This window comes from Bacillus sp. FSL L8-0193 (genome assembly GCF_037976065.1).
In the GTDB taxonomy this organism is placed as follows: domain Bacteria; phylum Bacillota; class Bacilli; order Bacillales; family Bacillaceae; genus Bacillus; species Bacillus paralicheniformis.
Window position 1 is genome coordinate 536,100 of the sequence record NZ_CP150261.1, and the last position, 20,097, is coordinate 556,196.

The 20,097-nt window shown below is 48.7% G+C and carries 21 protein-coding genes; 20 read left to right on the top strand and 1 reads right to left on the bottom strand.

All coding sequences use genetic code 11. The annotated features are described in order from the left end of the window. Nucleotides 1–10 precede the first annotated feature (10 nt). From MHH76_RS02665 to MHH76_RS02750, 18 genes are all read left to right on the top strand, one after another. Entirely contained in the window at nucleotides 11–292 is a 282-nt protein-coding gene (locus MHH76_RS02665; RefSeq protein WP_043054063.1) for a PTS sugar transporter subunit IIB, read from the top strand. A 23-nt stretch (nucleotides 293–315) separates the two neighbouring features. Beyond that, nucleotides 316–1,689: a PTS ascorbate transporter subunit IIC gene (locus tag MHH76_RS02670; protein WP_026580565.1), complete on the top strand. Its 1,374-nt coding sequence runs from the start codon at nucleotides 316–318 to the stop codon at nucleotides 1,687–1,689. A gap of 14 nt (nucleotides 1,690–1,703) precedes the next feature. Beyond that, entirely contained in the window at nucleotides 1,704–2,546 is an 843-nt protein-coding gene (locus tag MHH76_RS02675) for a transketolase (RefSeq protein ID WP_043054065.1), read from the top strand. Next, nucleotides 2,543–3,496, top strand: a complete 954-nt coding sequence (locus MHH76_RS02680) for a transketolase family protein (protein ID WP_026580567.1) — start codon at nucleotides 2,543–2,545, stop codon at nucleotides 3,494–3,496. The genes MHH76_RS02675 and MHH76_RS02680 overlap by 4 nt, the downstream gene beginning before the upstream one ends. A gap of 73 nt (nucleotides 3,497–3,569) precedes the next feature. After that, the gene (locus tag MHH76_RS02685) at nucleotides 3,570–4,325 is read left to right on the top strand and encodes a Cof-type HAD-IIB family hydrolase (protein WP_020450202.1); all 756 of its coding nucleotides are present in this window, start codon (nucleotides 3,570–3,572) and stop codon (nucleotides 4,323–4,325) included. 288 nt (nucleotides 4,326–4,613) lie between these two features. Then, nucleotides 4,614–5,375, top strand: coding sequence for a 5-oxoprolinase subunit PxpA (pxpA, locus tag MHH76_RS02690; protein WP_023857912.1), 762 nt, complete (start codon nucleotides 4,614–4,616; stop codon nucleotides 5,373–5,375). A 24-nt stretch (nucleotides 5,376–5,399) separates the two neighbouring features. Then, nucleotides 5,400–6,611 (top strand): NRAMP family divalent metal transporter, encoded by a 1,212-nt coding sequence (locus MHH76_RS02695; RefSeq protein ID WP_025810105.1) that lies wholly within the window; start codon nucleotides 5,400–5,402, stop codon nucleotides 6,609–6,611. Next, a complete protein-coding gene (locus MHH76_RS02700) occupies nucleotides 6,608–7,408 on the top strand; it encodes a putative hydro-lyase (protein WP_257419528.1) in 801 nt (266 codons plus the stop codon). Before MHH76_RS02695 ends, MHH76_RS02700 begins: the two co-directional genes overlap by 4 nt. 76 nt (nucleotides 7,409–7,484) lie before the next feature. Further along, nucleotides 7,485–8,219: a 5-oxoprolinase subunit PxpB gene (pxpB, locus tag MHH76_RS02705; protein WP_025810103.1), complete on the top strand. Its 735-nt coding sequence runs from the start codon at nucleotides 7,485–7,487 to the stop codon at nucleotides 8,217–8,219. Continuing rightward, on the top strand, nucleotides 8,216–9,229 hold the full coding sequence (locus tag MHH76_RS02710; RefSeq protein ID WP_043054066.1) for a biotin-dependent carboxyltransferase family protein: 1,014 nt from the start codon (nucleotides 8,216–8,218) through the stop codon (nucleotides 9,227–9,229). Before pxpB ends, MHH76_RS02710 begins: the two co-directional genes overlap by 4 nt. A 31-nt stretch (nucleotides 9,230–9,260) precedes the next feature. After that, nucleotides 9,261–10,010: an IclR family transcriptional regulator gene (locus MHH76_RS02715; protein ID WP_023857908.1), complete on the top strand. Its 750-nt coding sequence runs from the start codon at nucleotides 9,261–9,263 to the stop codon at nucleotides 10,008–10,010. 88 nt (nucleotides 10,011–10,098) lie between these two features. Continuing rightward, nucleotides 10,099–10,737 carry a GDSL-type esterase/lipase family protein gene (locus tag MHH76_RS02720; protein WP_020450209.1) on the top strand — a complete coding sequence of 213 codons (639 nt, stop codon included), beginning with the start codon at nucleotides 10,099–10,101 and terminating at the stop codon, nucleotides 10,735–10,737. Between the two features lie 271 nt (nucleotides 10,738–11,008). Next, complete coding sequence (locus MHH76_RS02725) at nucleotides 11,009–12,433, top strand: PTS mannitol transporter subunit IICB (protein ID WP_023857906.1); 1,425 nt, start codon at nucleotides 11,009–11,011, stop codon at nucleotides 12,431–12,433. A 66-nt stretch (nucleotides 12,434–12,499) separates the two neighbouring features. Further along, on the top strand, nucleotides 12,500–12,940 hold the full coding sequence (locus MHH76_RS02730) for a PTS sugar transporter subunit IIA (RefSeq protein WP_023857905.1): 441 nt from the start codon (nucleotides 12,500–12,502) through the stop codon (nucleotides 12,938–12,940). Next, complete coding sequence (locus MHH76_RS02735; protein ID WP_039073224.1) at nucleotides 12,937–14,076, top strand: mannitol-1-phosphate 5-dehydrogenase; 1,140 nt, start codon at nucleotides 12,937–12,939, stop codon at nucleotides 14,074–14,076. The genes MHH76_RS02730 and MHH76_RS02735 overlap by 4 nt, the downstream gene beginning before the upstream one ends. Before the next feature lie 259 nt (nucleotides 14,077–14,335). Beyond that, nucleotides 14,336–16,414: a BglG family transcription antiterminator gene (locus tag MHH76_RS02740; RefSeq protein ID WP_023857902.1), complete on the top strand. Its 2,079-nt coding sequence runs from the start codon at nucleotides 14,336–14,338 to the stop codon at nucleotides 16,412–16,414. Nucleotides 16,415–16,524: 110 nt separating this feature from the next. Next, entirely contained in the window at nucleotides 16,525–17,394 is an 870-nt protein-coding gene (locus tag MHH76_RS02745) for an SDR family oxidoreductase (RefSeq protein WP_043054067.1), read from the top strand. Between the two features lie 15 nt (nucleotides 17,395–17,409). After that, nucleotides 17,410–17,913: a D-lyxose/D-mannose family sugar isomerase gene (locus tag MHH76_RS02750; protein ID WP_020450216.1), complete on the top strand. Its 504-nt coding sequence runs from the start codon at nucleotides 17,410–17,412 to the stop codon at nucleotides 17,911–17,913. A gap of 16 nt (nucleotides 17,914–17,929) precedes the next feature. Here MHH76_RS02750 and MHH76_RS02755 read toward each other — a convergent pair whose 3' ends face one another. Beyond that, nucleotides 17,930–18,313 carry a DUF2283 domain-containing protein gene (locus MHH76_RS02755; protein WP_025810091.1) on the bottom strand — a complete coding sequence of 128 codons (384 nt, stop codon included), beginning with the start codon at nucleotides 18,311–18,313 and terminating at the stop codon, nucleotides 17,930–17,932. An 84-nt stretch (nucleotides 18,314–18,397) separates the two neighbouring features. Here MHH76_RS02755 and MHH76_RS02760 point away from each other — a divergent pair, with 84 nt between their 5' ends. Together MHH76_RS02760 and MHH76_RS02765 are read left to right on the top strand one after the other, a co-directional pair. After that, on the top strand, nucleotides 18,398–18,820 hold the full coding sequence (locus MHH76_RS02760; RefSeq protein ID WP_023857899.1) for a pyridoxamine 5'-phosphate oxidase family protein: 423 nt from the start codon (nucleotides 18,398–18,400) through the stop codon (nucleotides 18,818–18,820). A 451-nt stretch (nucleotides 18,821–19,271) separates the two neighbouring features. Next, entirely contained in the window at nucleotides 19,272–20,081 is an 810-nt protein-coding gene (locus tag MHH76_RS02765) for a lipid II flippase Amj family protein (RefSeq protein WP_026580574.1), read from the top strand. Nucleotides 20,082–20,097: the final 16 nt, after the last annotated feature.

Below are 20,097 nucleotides of genomic sequence, written 5' to 3' on the forward strand. Positions count from 1 at the left end.
GAGGGATAACATGAAGATATTGGCAGTTTGTGGATCAGGACTTGGAAGCAGTTTTATGCTGGAAATGAATATTAAAGATATTTTGCAGGAAATGGGGTTAATGGAGATCGAGGTGGATCATTCGGATTTGAGCTCAGCGTCTCCTGATCAAGCGGATTTGTTTGTCGTTGCCAAAGATATCGCGGAAGGAGCAGCCCACCTGCGGGATATCGTCGTGCTTGAAAGCATTATAGACTTGGATGAACTGAAAACAAAACTGGTTAAAACATTGCAGGAAAAAGGAGTGCTTTAATCACAGAAAAGGAGGAACTGCAAATGGGTGAAAGAGCGCTAAAGCTGATGATGGATGTGTTAAGCCAGCCGGCTGTATTAATTGCAGCCATTTCTCTTATCGGTCTTCTTCTTCAAAAAAAGCCGGCCAATGAAATCGTGAAAGGGACGACGAAATCGTTTTTAGGTTTTATCGTGATTTCTGCCGGGGCGGGTATTCTTGTTGGTTCGCTTGAGCCGTTCGGAAAGATGTTTCAAGCCGCCTTTCATGTGAACGGCGTCGTTCCGAACAATGAAGCGATTGTCGCAATGGCGCTCAACGAATACGGGACGGCGACAGCGCTGATTATGTTTTTCGGGATGCTGTCCAACATCTTAATCGCCCGTTTTACCAGATTAAAATACATTTTTTTGACGGGCCATCACACATTGTATATGGCTTGTTTAATCGCCGTCATACTGGCGGTGGCGGGTTTGAAGGGTCCATTTTTGATCGGCGTCGGAGCGGTTTCGCTCGGCTTGACAATGAGTGTGTTTCCGGCGATGGTTCAGCCTTTTATGAAAAAGATAACCGGCAATGATAAGGTCGCGTTCGGCCACTTTTCTTCAATCGGTTACGCTGTGTCCGGGTTAATCGGCAAAGCAGCAGGCAAGGGCTCGCGCTCGACTGAAAAAATCGGGTTTCCGAAGGGCCTCGGATTTTTAAGGGACAGTTCTGTCAGCATTGCGCTCACCATGACCATCTTGTACGTTTTGATTGCCTTATTTGCAGGGGCGGGCTATGTGGAGCGCGAGTTGAGCGGCGGTACACATTACCTTGTCTTCTCCGTTATTCAAGCGGTCACATTTGCGGCAGGGGTGTTTATTATTCTTTCGGGAGTCAGACTCGTGCTCGCAGAGATCGTTCCGGCTTTTAAAGGCATATCTGACAAACTTGTGCCGGATTCCAAGCCGGCACTGGATTGTCCGATCATTTTTCCGTACGCACCAAACGCCGTACTAATCGGCTTTTTTTGCAGCTTCATTGGCGGCATCACCGGCATGTTGATTCTCGGAGCAGCCGGAGCCGTCATCGTTCTTCCCGGAGTGGTTCCCCACTTTTTCACAGGGGCCTCGGCCGGCGTCTTCGGAAACGCTGCAGGGGGGATACGGGGAGCGGTCTTGGGGTCTTTTGTCAACGGTCTGATCATTACGTTTTTCCCTGTGTTTCTGCTGCCGGTCATGGGTGATTTAGGCTTTGCCAATACGACATTTTCCGATACCGACTTTGCCGCGACAGGAATCGTGCTTGGGCATGCGTTGAAACTGCTGGGGGCAGGAGGAGTTGTAATTGGAATTGCAGCGGTAGTGGCCGGTGCGGTCTTACTGGGCTTTAAACGCGGAAAGGCGGGGAAGTCCGATCATAAAGCTGAAGCATAAAGGAGTGGGCAATGATGTCAGTGAAGGAAATCAATATGGAACGTTTTCGTGACCAAATCAGGCTGCTGACACTGAAACAGCTTCATCATCTCGGTTTTGGGCATTATGGAGGCAGCTTGTCAATCGCCGATGTGTTGGCCGTTTTATATGGAAAGGTGATGAAAATAGATCCCGCCAATCCGTCGTGGGAAGATCGGGACTTTTTTATCCTTTCAAAAGGGCACGGCGGCCCCGCCTTGTATGCAGCGCTTCATCTTACCGGCTATTTTGAAGAAGATGTGCTCTATACGCTAAACCAAAACGGCACGGCTCTTCCGTCGCATCCTGACCGGAATTTAACACCGGGAGTCGATATGACGACCGGGTCGCTTGGCCAGGGGATCTCGGCTGCGGCAGGAGTCGCACTGTCGCACAAGCTTTCAGAACGCTCTAACCGGACCTTTGTTATTGTCGGCGACGGGGAGCTGAATGAAGGTCAATGTTGGGAAGCGATCCAATTCGCGGCACACCATAAGCTCCACAATTTTTATGTGTTTGTGGATGATAATAAACAACAGCTGGACGGTCCGACTAAAGATATTATTGATCCGCTGGATTTTGTCAGCAAATTTTCAGCCTTCGGTTTTTATTCCGAAAGGGTAAACGGACATGAACCGGATGCGATTTATCAAGCGACCAAAAGAGGAGAAGCCCAGCGGGAAAGGCCGGTTGCCGTCATCCTTGATACGGTGAAGGGAAAGGGCATCCCTTATTTTGAAAATATGGAGAACAGCCACCACATTAGAGCGAATGATGAACAAAATCGCATAATCGAAAAGATCATGATGACGCTTGAAGAAAAGGAAGTGAGGGCATGAATGAGGCGGCAGCAAATATCAAGCTGGATGCAGTCGAAATGAGGCAGGCATACAGCTCGGCCGTTTATGAACTGGCTCAGGAAAACGCGGACATCGTGGCGTTGGAAGCGGATTTGATGAGCTCGATTTCCATGGACAAAATTAAACGGCGCATTCCCGAGCGAGTGATCAATTGCGGGGTCATGGAAGCCAATATGATAGGGATTGCGGCCGGGCTTTCGTTAACCGGAAGAATCCCGTTTGTTCACACGTTCGCCCAGTTTGCGACAAGACGCTGCTTTGATCAGCTGTTTGTTTCAGGTGCCTATGCCAAAACAAACATCAAGATTCTCGGTTCAGATTCGGGAATTACGGCTGAACATAACGGCGGAACACACATGGCCTTTGAAGATTTGGGACTCGCCCGGCTAATCCCGAATGCCTTTGTTTATGAAGCGAGCGATGCGGCAATGCTCCAATTTTTGATCAAAAAGGCTGCGGCGGAGTACGGCATTCACTATATCAGGACGATCAGAAAAAAGGCGGTCAGACTTTATGATGAACATGAAACATTTGCAGATGGAAAAGCAAAAGTTCTCAAAGACGGCAGTGATGCGGCGCTGTTTGCCAGCGGCATCATGGTCGCAGAAGCTTTGCGGGCGGCAGAACTGCTAAAAGAAAAAGGGATCGATGCAGCGGTCATCGATATGTATTGCATCAAGCCGATCGATCAAGAAACCGTGATTCGCTACGCACAAAAAACGAATGCGATTGTCACAGCAGAAAACCATAATGTCATAGGCGGATTGGGAAGCGCAGTCGCGGAAGTGCTGAGTGAACATCATCCCGCTCCGCTCAAGAGAATCGGGGTTCATGAAGCCTTCGGACAGGTCGGGACGATCGATTATTTGAAAAAATATTACCGTTTGACCGCAGAGCATATCGCACGGGCGGCGGAACAGCTCGTTTAAGATTTCTTTGTCCTGGCCGATTTTTATATTAGAATAGATAAAAGCCTAAAAAAAGTGAGGTATCTTAAATATCGTGTCAGTCAGTCAAAGAGATCGAATCGATGTGAAGCTAGTAGCTCTGGATATGGATGGAACACTATTAAATGATGAACAGACCATTTCTGATGAAAACAGAAATGCGATTAAAGAAGCAGAGGAAAAAGGGATTTATGTCGTGCTCAGCACCGGCCGGACGCTGATGACGTGCCGGGAGTTGGCGGAGTCGCTCGAACTGTCTTCTTTTTTGATCACGGCAAACGGCAGTGAAATTTGGGATTCGTCTTTCAACCTGGTCGAGCGTCAGCTGCTTCATCCCGATCATGTCCAAATGATGTGGGATTTGCGCAATCTGCACAACACCGATTTCTGGGCCGCCAGCGTCGATAAAGTGTGGAGAGGCGAGTTTCCTGAGGATATTCAGGCGTATGAATGGCTGAAATTCGGCTTTGATATTCCGGATGACGACGTCAGAAACCGGGTCCTGGAAGAGCTGAAAAAGAACAAAGAATTGGAAGTCAGCAATTCAAGCCCGACCAATATTGAAGTAAACGCCATCGGGATCAATAAAGCGGCCGCTTTGGCAAAAGTATGCGAGCGCCTCGGCTTTACGATGGAACACGTGATGGCGGTCGGAGACAGTTTAAATGATATCGCCATGATCAAAGAAGCGGGTTTAGGCGTTGCCATGGGGAACGCCCAGGAAATCGTCAAAGAAACCGCAGACTGGATCACGGATTCCAATATCGAACACGGAGTCGCAAAAGCGATCAGGCATTGGGTATTGTCCTAGCCGAAAAAAGAGCCGATTTGCGGCTCTTTTTTTTGTGCAAAATAAAAAATATTCATGGACTGAAGCAAGTTGAAAAAACCTTGTGAAATCAGGTTTTTCAGCTAAAACTTTTTAGGAAAAATGATTTATTTTATGTGAGGTTTTCTAACAATATGATGCCAAGCGGGCAAATCCTTGATATAATCTATTCAAGTTTGATTATTCGGAATTAAGGTTCCGAAAATCGGAACAAAATGAGGGATATACTAAAATTCGACCGAATGTGCATCAATATATAGGGGGGATTTGATGAATCAAGTTGATTTAAACTGCGATCTTGGAGAAAGCTTCGGCGCTTATAAAATCGGGCTCGATGAGGAGATTCTCGAATTTGTTACATCAGCCAACATCGCTTGCGGATTTCATGCCGGAGACCCTGGCGTCATGCGCAAAACCGTCAAAATGGCGGCGGAAAAAGGCGTGAAAATCGGCGCGCATCCGGGACTTCCCGATTTAGCGGGATTCGGGCGCCGCAATATGGCGATTACGCCTGAAGAAGCATACGATCTTGTCGTGTATCAAATCGGTGCGCTTTCAGGATTTTTAAAAGCCGAAGGTGTGACCATGCAGCATGTGAAACCCCATGGCGCACTGTATAATATGGCGGCGCAAAGCCGGGAACTGTCGGATGCGATCGCGCGTGCAGTTTATCAAACAGACCCGGAACTGATTTTATTCGGTTTGGCGGGAAGCGAACTTGTGCTTGCCGGTGAAAGAGCCGGTTTGAAAACGGCTCACGAAGTGTTCGCCGACCGTACATATCAGGAAGACGGAACGCTGACTTCCCGCCGCCAGAATGATGCGCTGATTCATGATGATGATGAAGCCGTCGGTCAGGTGATCCGCATGGTCAAAGAAGGCAAAGTCCGCAGCCTGCAAGGAACGGATGTCAGCCTTAAAGCAGATACGGTGTGCATTCACGGAGATGGTGCACACGCGCTTCAGTTTGCGAAAAAAATCCGCCGTGAACTCAGAGCAGCAGATATTAAAATACAAGCTTTTTCTACATGATGTTGACAAAAGGAGGAATACCATTTGAAACAAAATAAAAAAACAAAAGCGTCATCAAGCAACTGGACGTTGCTTTTGGGCGCCGCTTTTTTAATGGCCACATCCTCAATCGGGCCGGGATTTTTAACGCAAACCACAGTCTTTACACAGAGCTTGGCTGCAAGCTTCGGCTTTGTCATCCTCGTTTCCATCATTTTAGATATCTTCGTTCAAACCAATGTATGGAGAATCATTGCGGTTTCTGAAAAAAGAGGGCAGGAAATCGCCAACCTCGTCTTTCCGGGACTCGGCTATGTCATCGCATTTCTCGTCGTTCTGGGCGGGCTTGCTTTCAACATCGGCAATATCGGAGGCGCCGGTCTCGGCCTCCAGGTTTTATTCGGCATTACACCGCAGACGGGTGCGATCATCAGCGCCGCGATCGCGGTTTTGATCTTTGTCATTAAAGAAGCGGGAAAAGCGATGGACCGGTTTACGCTGATCGCGGGCTTTGTCATGATTTTATTAGTGGTGTACGTTGCGATTACGACCGGTCCTCCGGTTGGAGAAGCAGTAACAAAAACGATCATGCCTGATAATATCGACATTCTTGCGATTGTGACGCTTGTCGGCGGTACGGTCGGCGGATACATTACATTTGCCGGCGGACACCGTTTGCTTGATGCGGGTGTTAAAGGGAGGGCTGCGATTCCTGAAGTAACGAAAAGCTCTGTTTCCGGCATTTTGATCACATCTGTCATGAGAATTGCGCTTTTCCTTGCTGTACTTGGAGTCGTCTCAAAAGGCCTGCACATTAATCCGGATAACCCGCCGGCTTCTGTCTTCCAGCTTGCTGCGGGAAATATCGGCTACAAAATTTTCGGCCTCGTCATGTGGGGAGCTGCCGTTACATCTGTAATCGGCGCTGCTTATACGTCGGTATCATTCTTTAAAACGTTTTCTCCGAAAATCGAAAAGAATTCGCGCGGCATTATAATTGTCTTTATTATTGTATCAACGCTTTGTTTTGTAACAATTGGAAAGCCGGTCAACCTTCTCGTTCTTGCCGGCGCATTAAACGGCTTAATTTTGCCTATCGCACTCGGATCCCTTCTGATCGGCGCGCATAAGAAGAATATTGTCGGCGACTACAGGCATCCGATCTGGCTTACAATTCCGGGTGTTCTGGTCGTTATTGTTATGGCCATCATGGGAGGCTATACGTTAATCAATGAAATTCCTAAGTTATGGGGATGATATCGTTGCGTCATGTAAATGAAATGCGCCCTGACGAAGTCAGGGCCCTGATTCGAAAAGGCGAAATAACGGGTCCGACAGCCGGGATGGCCGGGGGTTTTACCCAGGCAAACCTGGTGATTTTGAAAAAAGAGCTCGCTTTTGAGTTTTTGCTGTTTTGCCAGCGCAATCAAAAGCCGTGTCCGATTCTCGATGTCACAGATCCCGGATCTCCGGTTCCGTCCATCACGGCGCCGGATGCCGATATCCGCACCGATTTTCCGAAATACCGCGTATACAGGCGCGGCGAATTGGCGGATGAAGTGACCGATATCCATTCTTTATGGGAAAACGACATGGTCGGTTTTTTAATCGGCTGCAGCTTTACGTTTGAACAAGCGTTAATCAATAACGGAATCCCTGTCAGACACATTGAAGAAAAGCGAAATGTTCCGATGTATCAAACGAATATTCCTTGTGTCCCGGCAGGCCGTTTTCAAGGGCCGATGGTTGTCAGTATGAGGCCGGTTCCGGAAGAGCAGGCGGTGCGTGCCGTTCAGGTTACATCAAGGTTTCCCGCTGTTCACGGAGGACCTGTCCATATCGGCAGTCCTGAAGCCATCGGTATAACAGACATCGCAAAACCCGATTTCGGCGATGCGGTCACGATAAAAAAAGGAGAAGTTCCGGTATTTTGGGCATGCGGCGTCACCCCTCAGGCCGTCGCCATGCACGTAAAGCCGGAGCTGATGATCACGCATTCGCCCGGCCATATGCTTGTTACCGATGTTCGGGACGAACAATTTGGCGTGTTATAGGATCTCAAAATCAATACAGAGTGGTTTATCTGTATTGATTTTTGATTTAAGGGGATGAAAGGCAAGGTGAAACAGAATGAAAAATCTATCGAATGTGACAATGTCTCCGCTCGGCGACTCCGCGGTTATCATTCAGCTCGGAGAGGGGATAAGCGAACAGACGCATCGTGTCGTCAGTGCACTGACAAAGCGGATTGAAAACGATCCGTTTCCCGGTTTTATTGAGTGTGTGCCGGCTTTCACGAGTGTGACCGTTTTCTATCAGCCGTTTGAAGTATACCGCAAGATGGAGAGCGGCAAGGCTGTTGATTCTCCGTATGAAAAGGTAAAAGCCCTCATCGAACATCATCTCCAAGAGCTCACAATGGAAGAAGAAACAAATCAGCGTACGGTGGAAATTCCGGTTTGTTACGGCGGCCGTTTCGGCCCTGATTTGGAGGAAGTGGCCGACATCAACGGACTGACTGCACAGGAAGTCATCGATATTCACACCTCGGGTGAGTACCTCGTTTATATGATCGGCTTTGCGCCGGGCTTCCCTTACTTAGGCGGAATGTCTGAAAAGATAGCCGCGCCGCGGCGGTCCTCTCCGCGGACTACGATTCCCGCCGGCTCAGTAGGAATCGCCGGCATGCAAACAGGCGTCTATCCCCTTTCAACGCCGGGCGGCTGGCAGCTGATCGGCAATACGCCGCTTGAATTATTCAAGCCTTATGAACAGCCTCCGAGCCTTCTGAGAGCAGGGGATATCGTGAAATTTGTCAGCGTGACAGAAGAGGAGTATCACGCGCTGAAGGAGGGAAAATCTTGAGCATAGAAGTGTTAAAGCCGGGTCTGATGACGACGGTTCAAGACTTGGGCCGTGCAGGTTTTCAAAAATACGGCGTGCTTGTCAGCGGGGCCATGGATGCCGATTCTTTGCGGATTGCCAATCTGCTCGCGGGGAACAGCCAGAACGAAGCTGCGCTTGAAGTGACGCTGATGGGACCGGGGCCGTCTCTCCGCTTTCAAAAACCGGCTCTTATAGCGGTGACGGGCGCTGACTTTTCACTGATGGTAAATGACGAAGAAGTCCCGCTTTGGCGTCCGGTTTTCATCAAAGAAGGCAGTGTGTTGACATTCGGCATGTGCAAGCGCGGTAGCCGTGCATATATGGCGGTAGCCGGGGGGGTTGATGTGCCGCCTGTGATGGAAAGCAAAAGCACATATGTCAGAGCAGGGCTCGGCGGTTTTCAAGGAAGGGCGCTTCAAAAGGGAGACGTGTTATCGCTAGGCAGCCCGACGCCGTTGTCGGAAGCGATGTACAGAAAGCTTGCAGACCATGGCGATGGCTTAGGCTTTGGGGCTCCGAAGTGGGCTGTCGACCGCAAATATTTTCTCCCGTTAAAAAAGAATCCGGTCATTCGTGTCATCAAAGGCGATCAGTTCGCTTGCTTCACCTCATCATCGCAAGAACGCTTTTTCGCGGATACATTCCGGGTGACGGCCAAATCCGACCGGATGGGGTACCGTCTTCAAGGAGAAGCGCTCGAACTCACTCAGCCGCTGGAAATGATCTCTGAAGCGGTATCGTTCGGAACGATTCAGGTGCCGCCTGACGGCAATCCGATCGTTCTTCTCGCAGACAGACAGACAGCGGGCGGATATCCGAGAATCGCCCATATCGTATCCGCCGATTTTTCACAGGTGACGCAGATGATGCCGGGCGAGCAGGTACAGTTTCAGCTTGTCAGCCTTCAGGAAGCAGAGCGCATTTACATCGAACGGGAGACGAAAATCAGCGAACTTTCCGCCCGATTGAAGCTTGAATACATGTTATGATAGGTGTGATGTGTATCAGGAGGGGGAAGGCATGGAACATAAAAACAAAACAGTTGTCAAAGCTATGACCCTGCTCAATCTGTTCCTGACGAGAGAAAGGCTCTCACTGGGCGACATGATTGAGCTGACAGGCATGCCGAAAACATCTGTCTACCGCATGGTTTGTTCTCTCGAAGAAATGGGTTTTCTCGACCGTGACGAGAACGGGATGTATGCTTTAGGACTGCTGTTTTTGCAATACGGCCACCTTGTTTCAGAAAGGCTTGATATCCGAAAAATCGCTCTGCCTATCATGGAAGAACTCCGCGATGACGTGGATGAAGCCGTCCATTTGATCGTGAGGCAGGGAAATGAAGCGATGTATATAGAAAAAATTGAGGGCACGCAGACCGTTCGCCTCTATACAGCGATCGGGAGGCGGTCCCCTTTATATGCCGGAGCCTGCGCAAGAAGCATTCTGACATTTTTGCCTGAAGAAGAGCGGGATGCCTATATCAAGAAAACAGAGCTGGTGCCGATCGCTTCCGGTACGATCCGGGATAAGAACGAGCTGATCCGCATTTTGAATGAGTCGTACCGGAGCGGCTGCACGGTCAGTCATTCGGAGCTCGAAGACTACACCTCTGCGATCGCCGCGCCGATTTTCAATCATAAGCGCGAAGTTGCGGCGGGGATCAGCATCGCCGGGTTTGAAGCCCGCTTTCAGAAAGACCGTCTTCCTTACTTGACCGAAAGAGTGAAAAAGGCGGCGCTTGACATTTCGAGAAAATTAGGTTTTTAGGAAAAAAGAAAAGTATCCTTTCGAGCCTCTGCCGAGTACATATATGGTAGCTGCCGCGAAAAAACGGCATACCGGAGGGGGAAAGGATATGACGCTTCAATATACGGCTCTCGGCGATTCTCTAACCGTCGGGGTCGGTGCAGGTTTGTTTGAGCCGGGGTTTGTCCAGCGCTATAAAAGGAAAATGGAAGAGGATTTGAACGAATGCGTTTCTTTGCTTGTATTTGCGAAATCGGGTCTTGAAACGTCGGACATTCTGGCGATGCTGAACGAGCCGTTCATCATGGAACAGGTCAAAAAAGCGGACGTCATCACGATAACGGGCTGCGGCAATGACCTTCTGCAATCGCTGGAGATATATGAAAAAGAAAAGGATGAACACGTCTTTTTGGAAGCTTCCTCACACTGTCAGAAAAACTACTCAGGCATGCTTGAGAAAATCGGAGACATAAAGGGAGACAAAGATACGCGTTACCTCGTCCGTCTTCTCAATTTATACAACCCTTTTCCGTCGATCGAATTAGCGGACAAATGGATTTCCGGCTTTAACAGGCATTTAAAACAGCTCGAGTCCGCTCCGCAAATCAAGGTGATCGATACTTATGCTGTCTTTAAAGGACACGAACAAGAATATTTGTCAATTGACCGCGTACATCCAAACAGCAGAGGGTATGAAGCGATGGCGGAAAATTTGCGAGCGGCGGGCTACGGGCCGCTGAAAAGCTGAATATGATGAAGAAAGACCATTCCAATCAGGAATGGTCTTTTTTTATGCAATTCTTCAGCGAGCCTTTATTTTCCTCGAGTCGGCCGCGGCAGCCGAAACCAGACTAAAAAATGAAACTATTAAATTTTGTCACACGGCTCCTGCCAAAGTGCCGTTTTCTTTCAATTGAGCAGTCATCTGTAAGCGTTTTAATATAAAGACAAGGAGCCGACATTATTCGACATCATTTTTTTATCACAGGCTTTAAAGGACAACAAAGGAGGGTTATGAAATGGAAGAAAGACAAAATCCAGATTTCAAAGTAAAGATTCAACGTTTCGGAAGCTATTTGAGCGGAATGATCATGCCGAATATCGGTGCATTTATCGCATGGGGGATCATTACCGCCCTGTTTATTCCGACGGGATGGATGCCGAATGAGGCGCTTGCTTCATTGGTTGATCCGATGATCAAATTTCTGCTGCCGCTCTTGATCGGATACACGGGCGGTAAGATGGTGTACGACCACCGCGGAGGCGTCGTCGGTGCGACTGCAGCGATGGGTGTTATTGTCGGTGCGGACATTCCGATGTTCCTCGGCGCGATGATCATGGGGCCGCTGGGCGGCTTCCTGATGAAATTGACGGACAGGCTTTTCAAAGATAAGGTCCGTTCCGGATTTGAAATGCTGATCAACAACTTTACAGCCGGAATTCTCGGTTTCGTTTTGGCAGTGCTCGGCTTTCTTGCGATCGGTCCGGTGGTGCTCGGCTTGAACAAAACATTGGCGGCCGGCGTGGAAGTGATCGTCAATGCGAATCTGCTTCCATTGGCAAGTATTTTTGTAGAGCCTGCGAAAGTTCTTTTCCTTAACAATGCGATTAACCACGGTATTTTGAGCCCGATTGGTATTGAACAGGCCGCCCAGACAGGAAAATCGATTTTATTCCTTTTGGAGGCGAACCCAGGTCCGGGTCTCGGGATTCTTTTAGCTTACATGATTTTTGGAAAAGGCACATCAAAGCAGACCGCCCCGGGCGCTGCAGTGATTCACTTCCTTGGCGGGATTCACGAAATTTATTTCCCTTACATTCTGATGAAACCGCTGTTAATCCTGGCTGCAATAGCGGGCGGAGCGAGCGGTGTGCTGACATTCTCCATCTTTAATGCGGGGCTGGCGGCTGTTCCTTCACCGGGAAGCATTATTGCGGTGCTGGCGATGACGCCGAAAGGCAACCACATCGGTGTGATCCTTGGTGTTCTCGTCGCGGCAGCCGTTTCATTCATTGTAGCTTCTTTGATTTTGAAAACGTCTAAAGCCGGCGAAGAAGATTTAACAGCCGCAGCGGAAAAAATGCAGCAAATGAAAGGTAAGAAGAGCCAAGCCGTTTCTGCATTGACTTCGGCTGATGAAGCGGAAGAATCAGAGGCAACTTACGAAAATGTCGGCAAGATCATTTTCGCGTGTGATGCCGGAATGGGCTCCAGTGCGATGGGGGCATCGATTTTGAAAAACAAAGTCAAAAAAGCAGAACTCGATATCGACGTATCCAATACATCGATCAATAATCTGCCTGGAGATGCCGACATCGTCATTACGCATAAAGACTTAACGGAACGCGCAAAAGCGAAGCTTCCAAACGCTAGACACATATCAGTGGAAAATTTCCTTAACAGTCCCAAATACGATGAACTGATCAATCAGCTTAAAAAGTAAAGTTTGAGAATCCGTGAGCCTGTCAATCAGGCTCACACAACATGTATGAAAGAGAGTGATTTCCCAATGAAACCAGTACTTGCAAAAGAAAACATTCATCTCAATCAATCTGCCGCAACGCAGGAAGAAGCGATCAGGCTGGCCGGAAAGGCGCTGGTTGACGCCGGCTATGTGACCGCGGATTATATCGAGAAAATGTTGGAGAGGGAAGGCCTCACTTCCACTTACATGGGGAACGCAATCGCTATTCCGCATGGTACGGAAGACAGCAAGCGGGATGTTCTTCACTCCGGAATATCCGTGATCCAGCTTCCGGAAGGTGTCGAATACGGCGATGGCAATATCGCTAAAGTGATCTTTGGCATTGCCGGGAAAAATGATGAGCATTTAGACATTTTGTCAAAGATAGCGATCGTCTGCTCAGAAGCGGACAACGTCGAACGGATCATCAATGCGAAAAATGAAGACGAGTTAATGGCGGTTTTTGAAGAAGGTGACCAAATATGATTGCACTGCATTTCGGTGCGGGGAACATCGGCCGGGGATTTATCGGAGCCTTGCTCTGCAAATCGGGGTATGATGTCGTGTTCGCCGATGTAAACGATGCCGTGATCAAGGAACTGAACGACAAGGGCCGCTATATCGTCGAATTGGCCGATGCCGGAAGGAAGCAGGAAACGATTGGCCCGGTTCGGGCGATCAACAGTGCGACCCAGCTTGACGAATTGTATGATTTCATAGCGAAAGCCGACCTTGTCACCACTGCGGTGGGCCCTGCGGTTCTTAAGCTGATCGCAGAGCCGATTGCAGAAGGTTTGAAGCGCCGGATAAAACTAAATACACAGCCTTTAAACATCATAGCTTGCGAGAATATGATCGGAGGCAGCGCTCATCTTCGCGAGGAGATTTTTGCCCGCTTAACTGAAACAGAGCGCGCCGCAATCAGCGATTCAGTCGGTTTTCCGAACTCGGCAGTCGACAGAATTGTGCCGATCCAGCATCATGATGATCTGTTGAAAGTAACGGTGGAGCCTTTTTTCGAATGGGCCGTCGATCAAACGGAATTCGCGGGAAAAGTGCCGGATATTGAAGGTGTGACATATGTACCGGATCTCGCGCCATTCATCGAAAGAAAGCTGTTTACGGTCAATACCGGACATGCCATGGCGGCGTATGCCGGCTATAAGAAAGGTTTGAAGACGATAAAAGCCGCGATTCACCACCCGGAGGTCCGTCAAACGGTAGCAGGCGCGCTTGAAGAAACAGGCCGGTACCTTGTTCAGACATACGATTTTACACAGGAAGAGCACCGGGCATATATGACAAAAATTATCGGGCGCTTTGAAAATGAATGCCTATCAGACGATGTCACCCGTGTGGCCAGGTCGCCGCTTCGCAAGCTTGGCAGGGATGACCGTCTTGTCGGCCCGGCCAGAAAGCTTTGCGACCTCGGCTTTGAACCTGTCCGCCTTGCAGAAGGTATTGCCTTGGCGCTGCAGTTTGATTGTGCCGATGATCCGGAAGCCGTTGAGCTTCAAAGCATGATCGCTGAAAAAGGCTATGAAGGCGTGCTTCGAGATGTATGCGGACTAAAAGAGGATCATTCTTTATTCAAACTGGTGATCAGCCATTTGAAAGCATAGTTTCAGATAGAATCGGGAAAAGTTCGGCAGCCGGGCGGGGGCTGCCGAAACAGAATGTATGAACAGGGCGGCGCAGATGCAACCTAACCTGGAAACATCAGCTGTGGGCTGATGTTTCTTCACTTCTTGAAGATTTTAATAAAAAATTAATTAGTTCGAATTGAAGATTTCTTAACAGCGTTTTATGATAGGGATACCGTTTCAACCGCCGGACCCCCTTTCACTCCCGCAAAAACGACAACACCGGAGGCGGCGTTTTATGTATATGACAGCAAGGGAACAAAAATTGATGAAATACCTTTTGCATCAAAACCGCTATGTCAAAGTCAATGAAATTGCCGACTATATTGAAGTCAGCACAAGAACGGTCCACCGCGAGCTCAAAGCGGTTAAATCCGTTCTGGACAAGTACAGTCTTCAACTTGATAAGCAGCCGGGAAAAGGCTTGAAACTGGTAGGTGTCTACAGAGACAAACAGCGGCTTCTTGAAGATCTGTCCCGGGACAGCCATGTCGAATACAGTGCCGATGAACGAAAGCTTTTGATTTTATGCGCGATGCTTGAAGCGGGAGAACCGATCAAGCTTTATACAATCGCCAATGACTTGCAGGTGACGACGGCAACGATCAGCAACGATCTTGACGAGCTGGAGAAGTGGATCGCTCCGTTCGGCCTGTCGCTGATCAGAAAAAGAGGCTACGGCATAGAGCTGAGGGGGCCGGAGGATGCCAAGCGAAAAATCGTCGGAAACTTGATGGCCGACAAGCTCGATGTTCAGCAGTTTCTGGAAACAATCGAAATGAATATTAAAGGCAAGAACGAAGCGCCGGAGAAAATATTCGGTGTCGTCAGCAGGGGGAAATTGCTGAAAGCGGAAAAAGTGCTGTTTCAGATGAAAGAAAAGTATGGGCTTTCCCTTTCCGACAGTGCATACATCGCTCTCGTCGTCCACTTGACGTTTGCGATCGAGCGGATACAGCTCGGTGAAATGATTAATATGAATGAAGAAGAATTGACGGACCTGAAGCGTACGAAAGAGTTTGAACTGGCGCTTGCGCTTGCAAAGGAGCTTGAAAATGCGTTTCACGTGAAGATCCCCGAAGCTGAGGCGGGTTATATAACGATGCATTTAAGAAGTGCCAACAAAAGCTTCAAAATCGACTACAGAGCGGAAGATATCGAGCTGGATACCGCCCTCAGGACGAAAAAGCTGATCGATTTCATCTCGCAAAAAACGGGCACGAATTTAACAGGCAACCATTCGCTTTATGAAGGATTAATCGCCCACCTTGAACCGGCGATCATCCGGATCAAAGAAAAGATGTCGGTGCATAATCCGTTAACAGAACAGGTCAAAAAAGATTATTTTCTCTTATATATGGCCATAGAGGAAGGCGTCGAAACATTTTTTCCGGAAATCCGGTTTCCAGATGAAGAAATTGCTTTTATCGTCCTTCACTTTGGATCGGCGCTTGAGATGAGCAAACAAAAAGTAGACATCAGCGCGCTCGTGATTTGTTCGAGCGGAATCGGTTCATCAAAGATGCTGGCCTCGCGGCTGAAAAAAGAGCTTCCTGAAATCGCTTCCTTTGAGATATCCTCGCTGATGGAGCTGAAATCGAAAAATACCGGTGCCTATGACATCATCGTTTCAACCGTGCCGATCCCATATGAAAACATTGACTGCGTCACCGTCAGTCCGCTCCTTGACACAGAAGATGTGAAACAGATCAAACACCAGCTCACCCGGAAAATCCCGCTCATCCTTCGGAAAAAGCGGATGGCTCCCAAAAAACCGGAGCCGTTTCCTGATATGCTTCAGATTGCGCGGAAAATCGGCCATTACGCAGCCGGCATTCAACATTTACTGAGCCATTTTACAGTTGAAACGCTGGAAGCTGAATCAAGCCTGGAACATACGGTCAAACGCCTTTGCAGCACCCTTGAAGATCAAGGTCTGGTTACGGATGCAGGGCAGATGGCCGGCGGGCTGATGACAAGAGAAGCACAGGGGGGCCTCGGCATTCCCGGAACCACCTTCGCACTGTTCCATTTAAAAAGCGAAGCGGCCGCGATTCCCCTCTTTAAAGCTTATGATCTATCCAAACCGTTCGAGATCAAAGGGATGGACGGAAGCGTCATGAAGATGACGCGGATGCTTATCATGCTGGCGCCGGCCGATCTGTCTCCGGAAGGTTCCGAGATTTTGAGCTTGATCAGCTCTTCGATGATTGAAAGTGACGAAAGTATAAAAGCGTACCAGACCGGAGACCGCGAGCAGCTGTACGGAAGGCTGAACGTGTTGTTTCACCGGTTTATACAGGATAAAGAGTGGTAAAAGCCCCGGTCACCCGGGGCTTTCTTCATTTTTCGCGCACACGGTCATGTTTAAACAAAAATTTCTCCGGTTAAAAGTCTAGTAATATCAGCTAAAGGGAGGAATCACAAATGGATTTGCGCAATCAGCAGACAAACGGACAGCCGGCACAGACGCAAGACCGTCAGCCCGGCATCGAAAGCGTCATGAACCCGCGTCCGATCTATGAAGATGAAAATTACAAAGGGACGGATAAATTGAAAGGAAAGGTCGCACTGATTACAGGGGGCGACAGCGGAATCGGCAGGGCAGTTGCCGTTGCCTATGCTAAAGAAGGCGCGGACATCTCGATCGCCTACTTAAATGAACATGAGGACGCTCAGGAGACGAAAGCGCGGGTTGAAAAAGAAGGCGTCAAATGCATGCTGCTTCCCGGAGACGTCAGAGACGAAGCATTTTGCAATGACGCGGTTGAACAGACTGTAAAGGAGCTGGGCCGTCTTGATATTCTTGTCAATAATGCGGCCGAACAGCATCCAAAAGACAGCATTAAAGAGATTTCCAGTGAACAGCTTGAGAAAACATTTAAAACAAATTTCTTCTCTTATTTCTACTTTACAAAAAAAGCGATCGATTATTTGGAGCCGGGCAGCGCGATCATCAATACAACATCGATCAACCCTTACCGGGGCAATCCGCAGCTGATTGACTACACGGCAACAAAAGGTGCGATCAATGCATTTACACGGTCGATGTCACAGGCGCTCGTCAAAGACGGCATCCGTGTCAATGCCGTTGCACCGGGACCGATTTGGACGCCGCTGATCCCGTCCACATTTTCAGGTGAGGAAGTGGCGAAGTTCGGTACAAATACACCGATGGGCCGTCCAGGTCAGCCGGTGGATCATGTGGGCTGCTATGTGCTTTTAGCATCTGACGATTCTTCGTATATGACAGGGCAGACCCTCCACGTCAACGGCGGAGACTTTATCACGACATAAAAGGGGGAAGCTCGTGTGAAGGTGACAAAGGAAGACGTAATCGAATACTACGAAAAAGCGGGCATCGCGTTGAGCGACGATGATAAAGAAAACATCCAAATCATGGACTACGGTTTAAATAAGCTGAATAAGCTGGGACTTCAGCTGTTCGTCTATGTCAACACAGACCGCTACTGTGCCAAAGAGCTTGTATTATTCCCTGAACAAACATGCCCCGAACACCGGCATCCTCCCGTAGACGGGCAGGAAGGGAAAGAAGAGACATTCAGGTGCAGATACGGAAAAGTGTATTTGTATGTAGAAGGAGAAAAAACGGAAGTCCCGGCCGTTCTGCCGCCGCACGAAGATATCGAGCATTTCACCGTTTGGCACGAAATTCAGCTCACACCCGGCGAACAGTACACGATTCCGCCGGATACGAAACATTGGTTCAAAGCGGGGAGTGAAGGTGCTGTGGTTACGGAGTTTTCTTCAACAAGCACCGATGATCACGATGTGTTCACAGACCCGAGAATTTAGCGAATGGGAGCCAATCTCATTCGCTTTTTTCCGTCCGATCAAACACATCAAAGCCGATGAAGCGTTGTCCGTCATGATCGGCAAAATAAAATTGAACACCGTTCACACAAAGTGTTTTGACCGCTTCCTGTGACGTCGGTCGAAACCGATGAACGCGGGCGCCGTTTAGGAAAGCCGGTTCAAGTTTGTGTTTTCTGCCGGTCAGCGTTCCAAGCCGCGCTATTTCCGGAGCCGCCTTCCCCGGAAATTCGACACCGATCATCCGCTGATGGCGGTCAAAGTCTGCAGCCAAAGCCGTATTGCCGATATCATCGGTTGCTGCGGCAGACCCGGCACGGTTTTCCGTCAAAGCAATGTAGCCCATATCAGCCTCAGCATCAAACGATATGAAAATATTCACGTCAAAAACCTCCGTTCAATTGTTTAATATACAAGACATTGTGGAAAAGTAACAGTGGAGACGATACAAAGGAGGGAACTTAAAATGGATCAGCAGCAATTGAAGAACAAAGTGCTCGACATTCTCGATCATCATAAAATTGGTTCGCTTGCAACGGTCGAAAGCGGCAAGCCTCATTCCCGCTACATGACCTTTTTCCACGACGGGCTGACGCTTTATACACCGACAAGCGATGAGACGCACAAGGCAGAAGAAATTGATAACAATCCGAACGTCCACGTGCTGTTGGGTTATAACGGCGAGGGATTAGGCGATGCATACCTTGAAATCACAGGTACGGCAAAGCTCAACCATTCAAAAGATTTAAAGGACAAAATCTGGGATGAAAAGCTTGAGCGCTGGTTTGACGGAAAAGACGATCCGAACTTGACCGTGCTTGAGATTGAGCCTTCGGAAATCAGACTGATGAATGAAGGTGAAAGCACCCCGGTCACGCTGGATCTGTAGCGCGCTGTGCTTAACAGTTTGTCATCAAGGACGAACTGTAGTATAATAAAAAACAGGAACACGCAAAAGAGCAAATAAATGGAAAGTAGACTTCTTTTTTCTTTCTTAGAAGATACTGATTTCTTCCTCTGACCCGCCCCTAACAGGATAGAGGGAAAAAAGACTTTTTGTTTCACAATTCACACTGGCGCGGCTTCGGAGCCGCAAGGACGAATGAGAGGTAGGGCTTTCGTTGTCTTGTATCAGAAATTCCATGGTGTTTACTTTCAACTCGGAACGATAGATGCTGATCTTTTACGAAATTCAAATGACCGCCTTTGGCAGCGGATAAATTATTTGCTCGAATAAATATGATAATTGAGACCGCTTCGGCTTTTGCCGGGGCGGTTTTTGATTTGCCGAAACGTTTGCGTTTTGAAAACAGTCTTACCTATAGACTGGAGGAAGAGAAATGGACTTTTTAACATCTAAGGTACTATTGATTTTTTGTTTTCTGTTGCTGATCCATTCCATCGAAACGCTCGCATACGCCGCTCGTCTGTCAGGCGCGAGAGTCGGATTTATCGCATCGGCGCTGTCATTATTTAATGTGATGGTCATCGTCTCAAGAATGTCAAATATGGTTCAGCAGCCTGTGACGGGGAAGCTTGTCGATGTTGCGGGTGCGGACGCACTTTCCCTCGTCGGCAGCCAATTTCGGTTTTTAATCTTTGGTTCAACCGTTGGCACAATTTTCGGAATGCTGCTTCTGCCGACGTTTGTCGCCGTATTTTCGAGAGCGATTGTTCATTTGGCAGGGGAAAACGGCTCCGTTTTGCAAGTGTTTCGCAAGGCGTTCTCAAAAAATATCTTCAAGCATGCCAAGCATTATGCGAGAAGACCGAGTCTGGAATATATGAAAGACTTTCGGTTCCGCTACATACCGAAGCGGCTGTTTGTCTTGAACATGGCCATCACGGCGATTTATACAATCGGCGTTCTTGCCGCTCTTTATGCGGGCGTCCTCGTGCCCGAAAGGCATACGACCGCGGTGATGGCTTCCGGCCTTGTCAACGGGGTGGCGACGATGTTGCTGGCGCTGTTTGTCGATCCGAAGGTTTCGGTACTTGCAGATGACGTAGCAAAAGGGAGGCGGAGCTACACCTATTTGAAATGGGCTTCGATCACGATGGCAACATCGAGGGTGGCCGGGACGATTTTTGCCCAAGTTCTGTTTATCCCGGCTTCTTACTATATCGCATGGATGACGAAGTGGATGTAGTCGATTTTTGACGAAA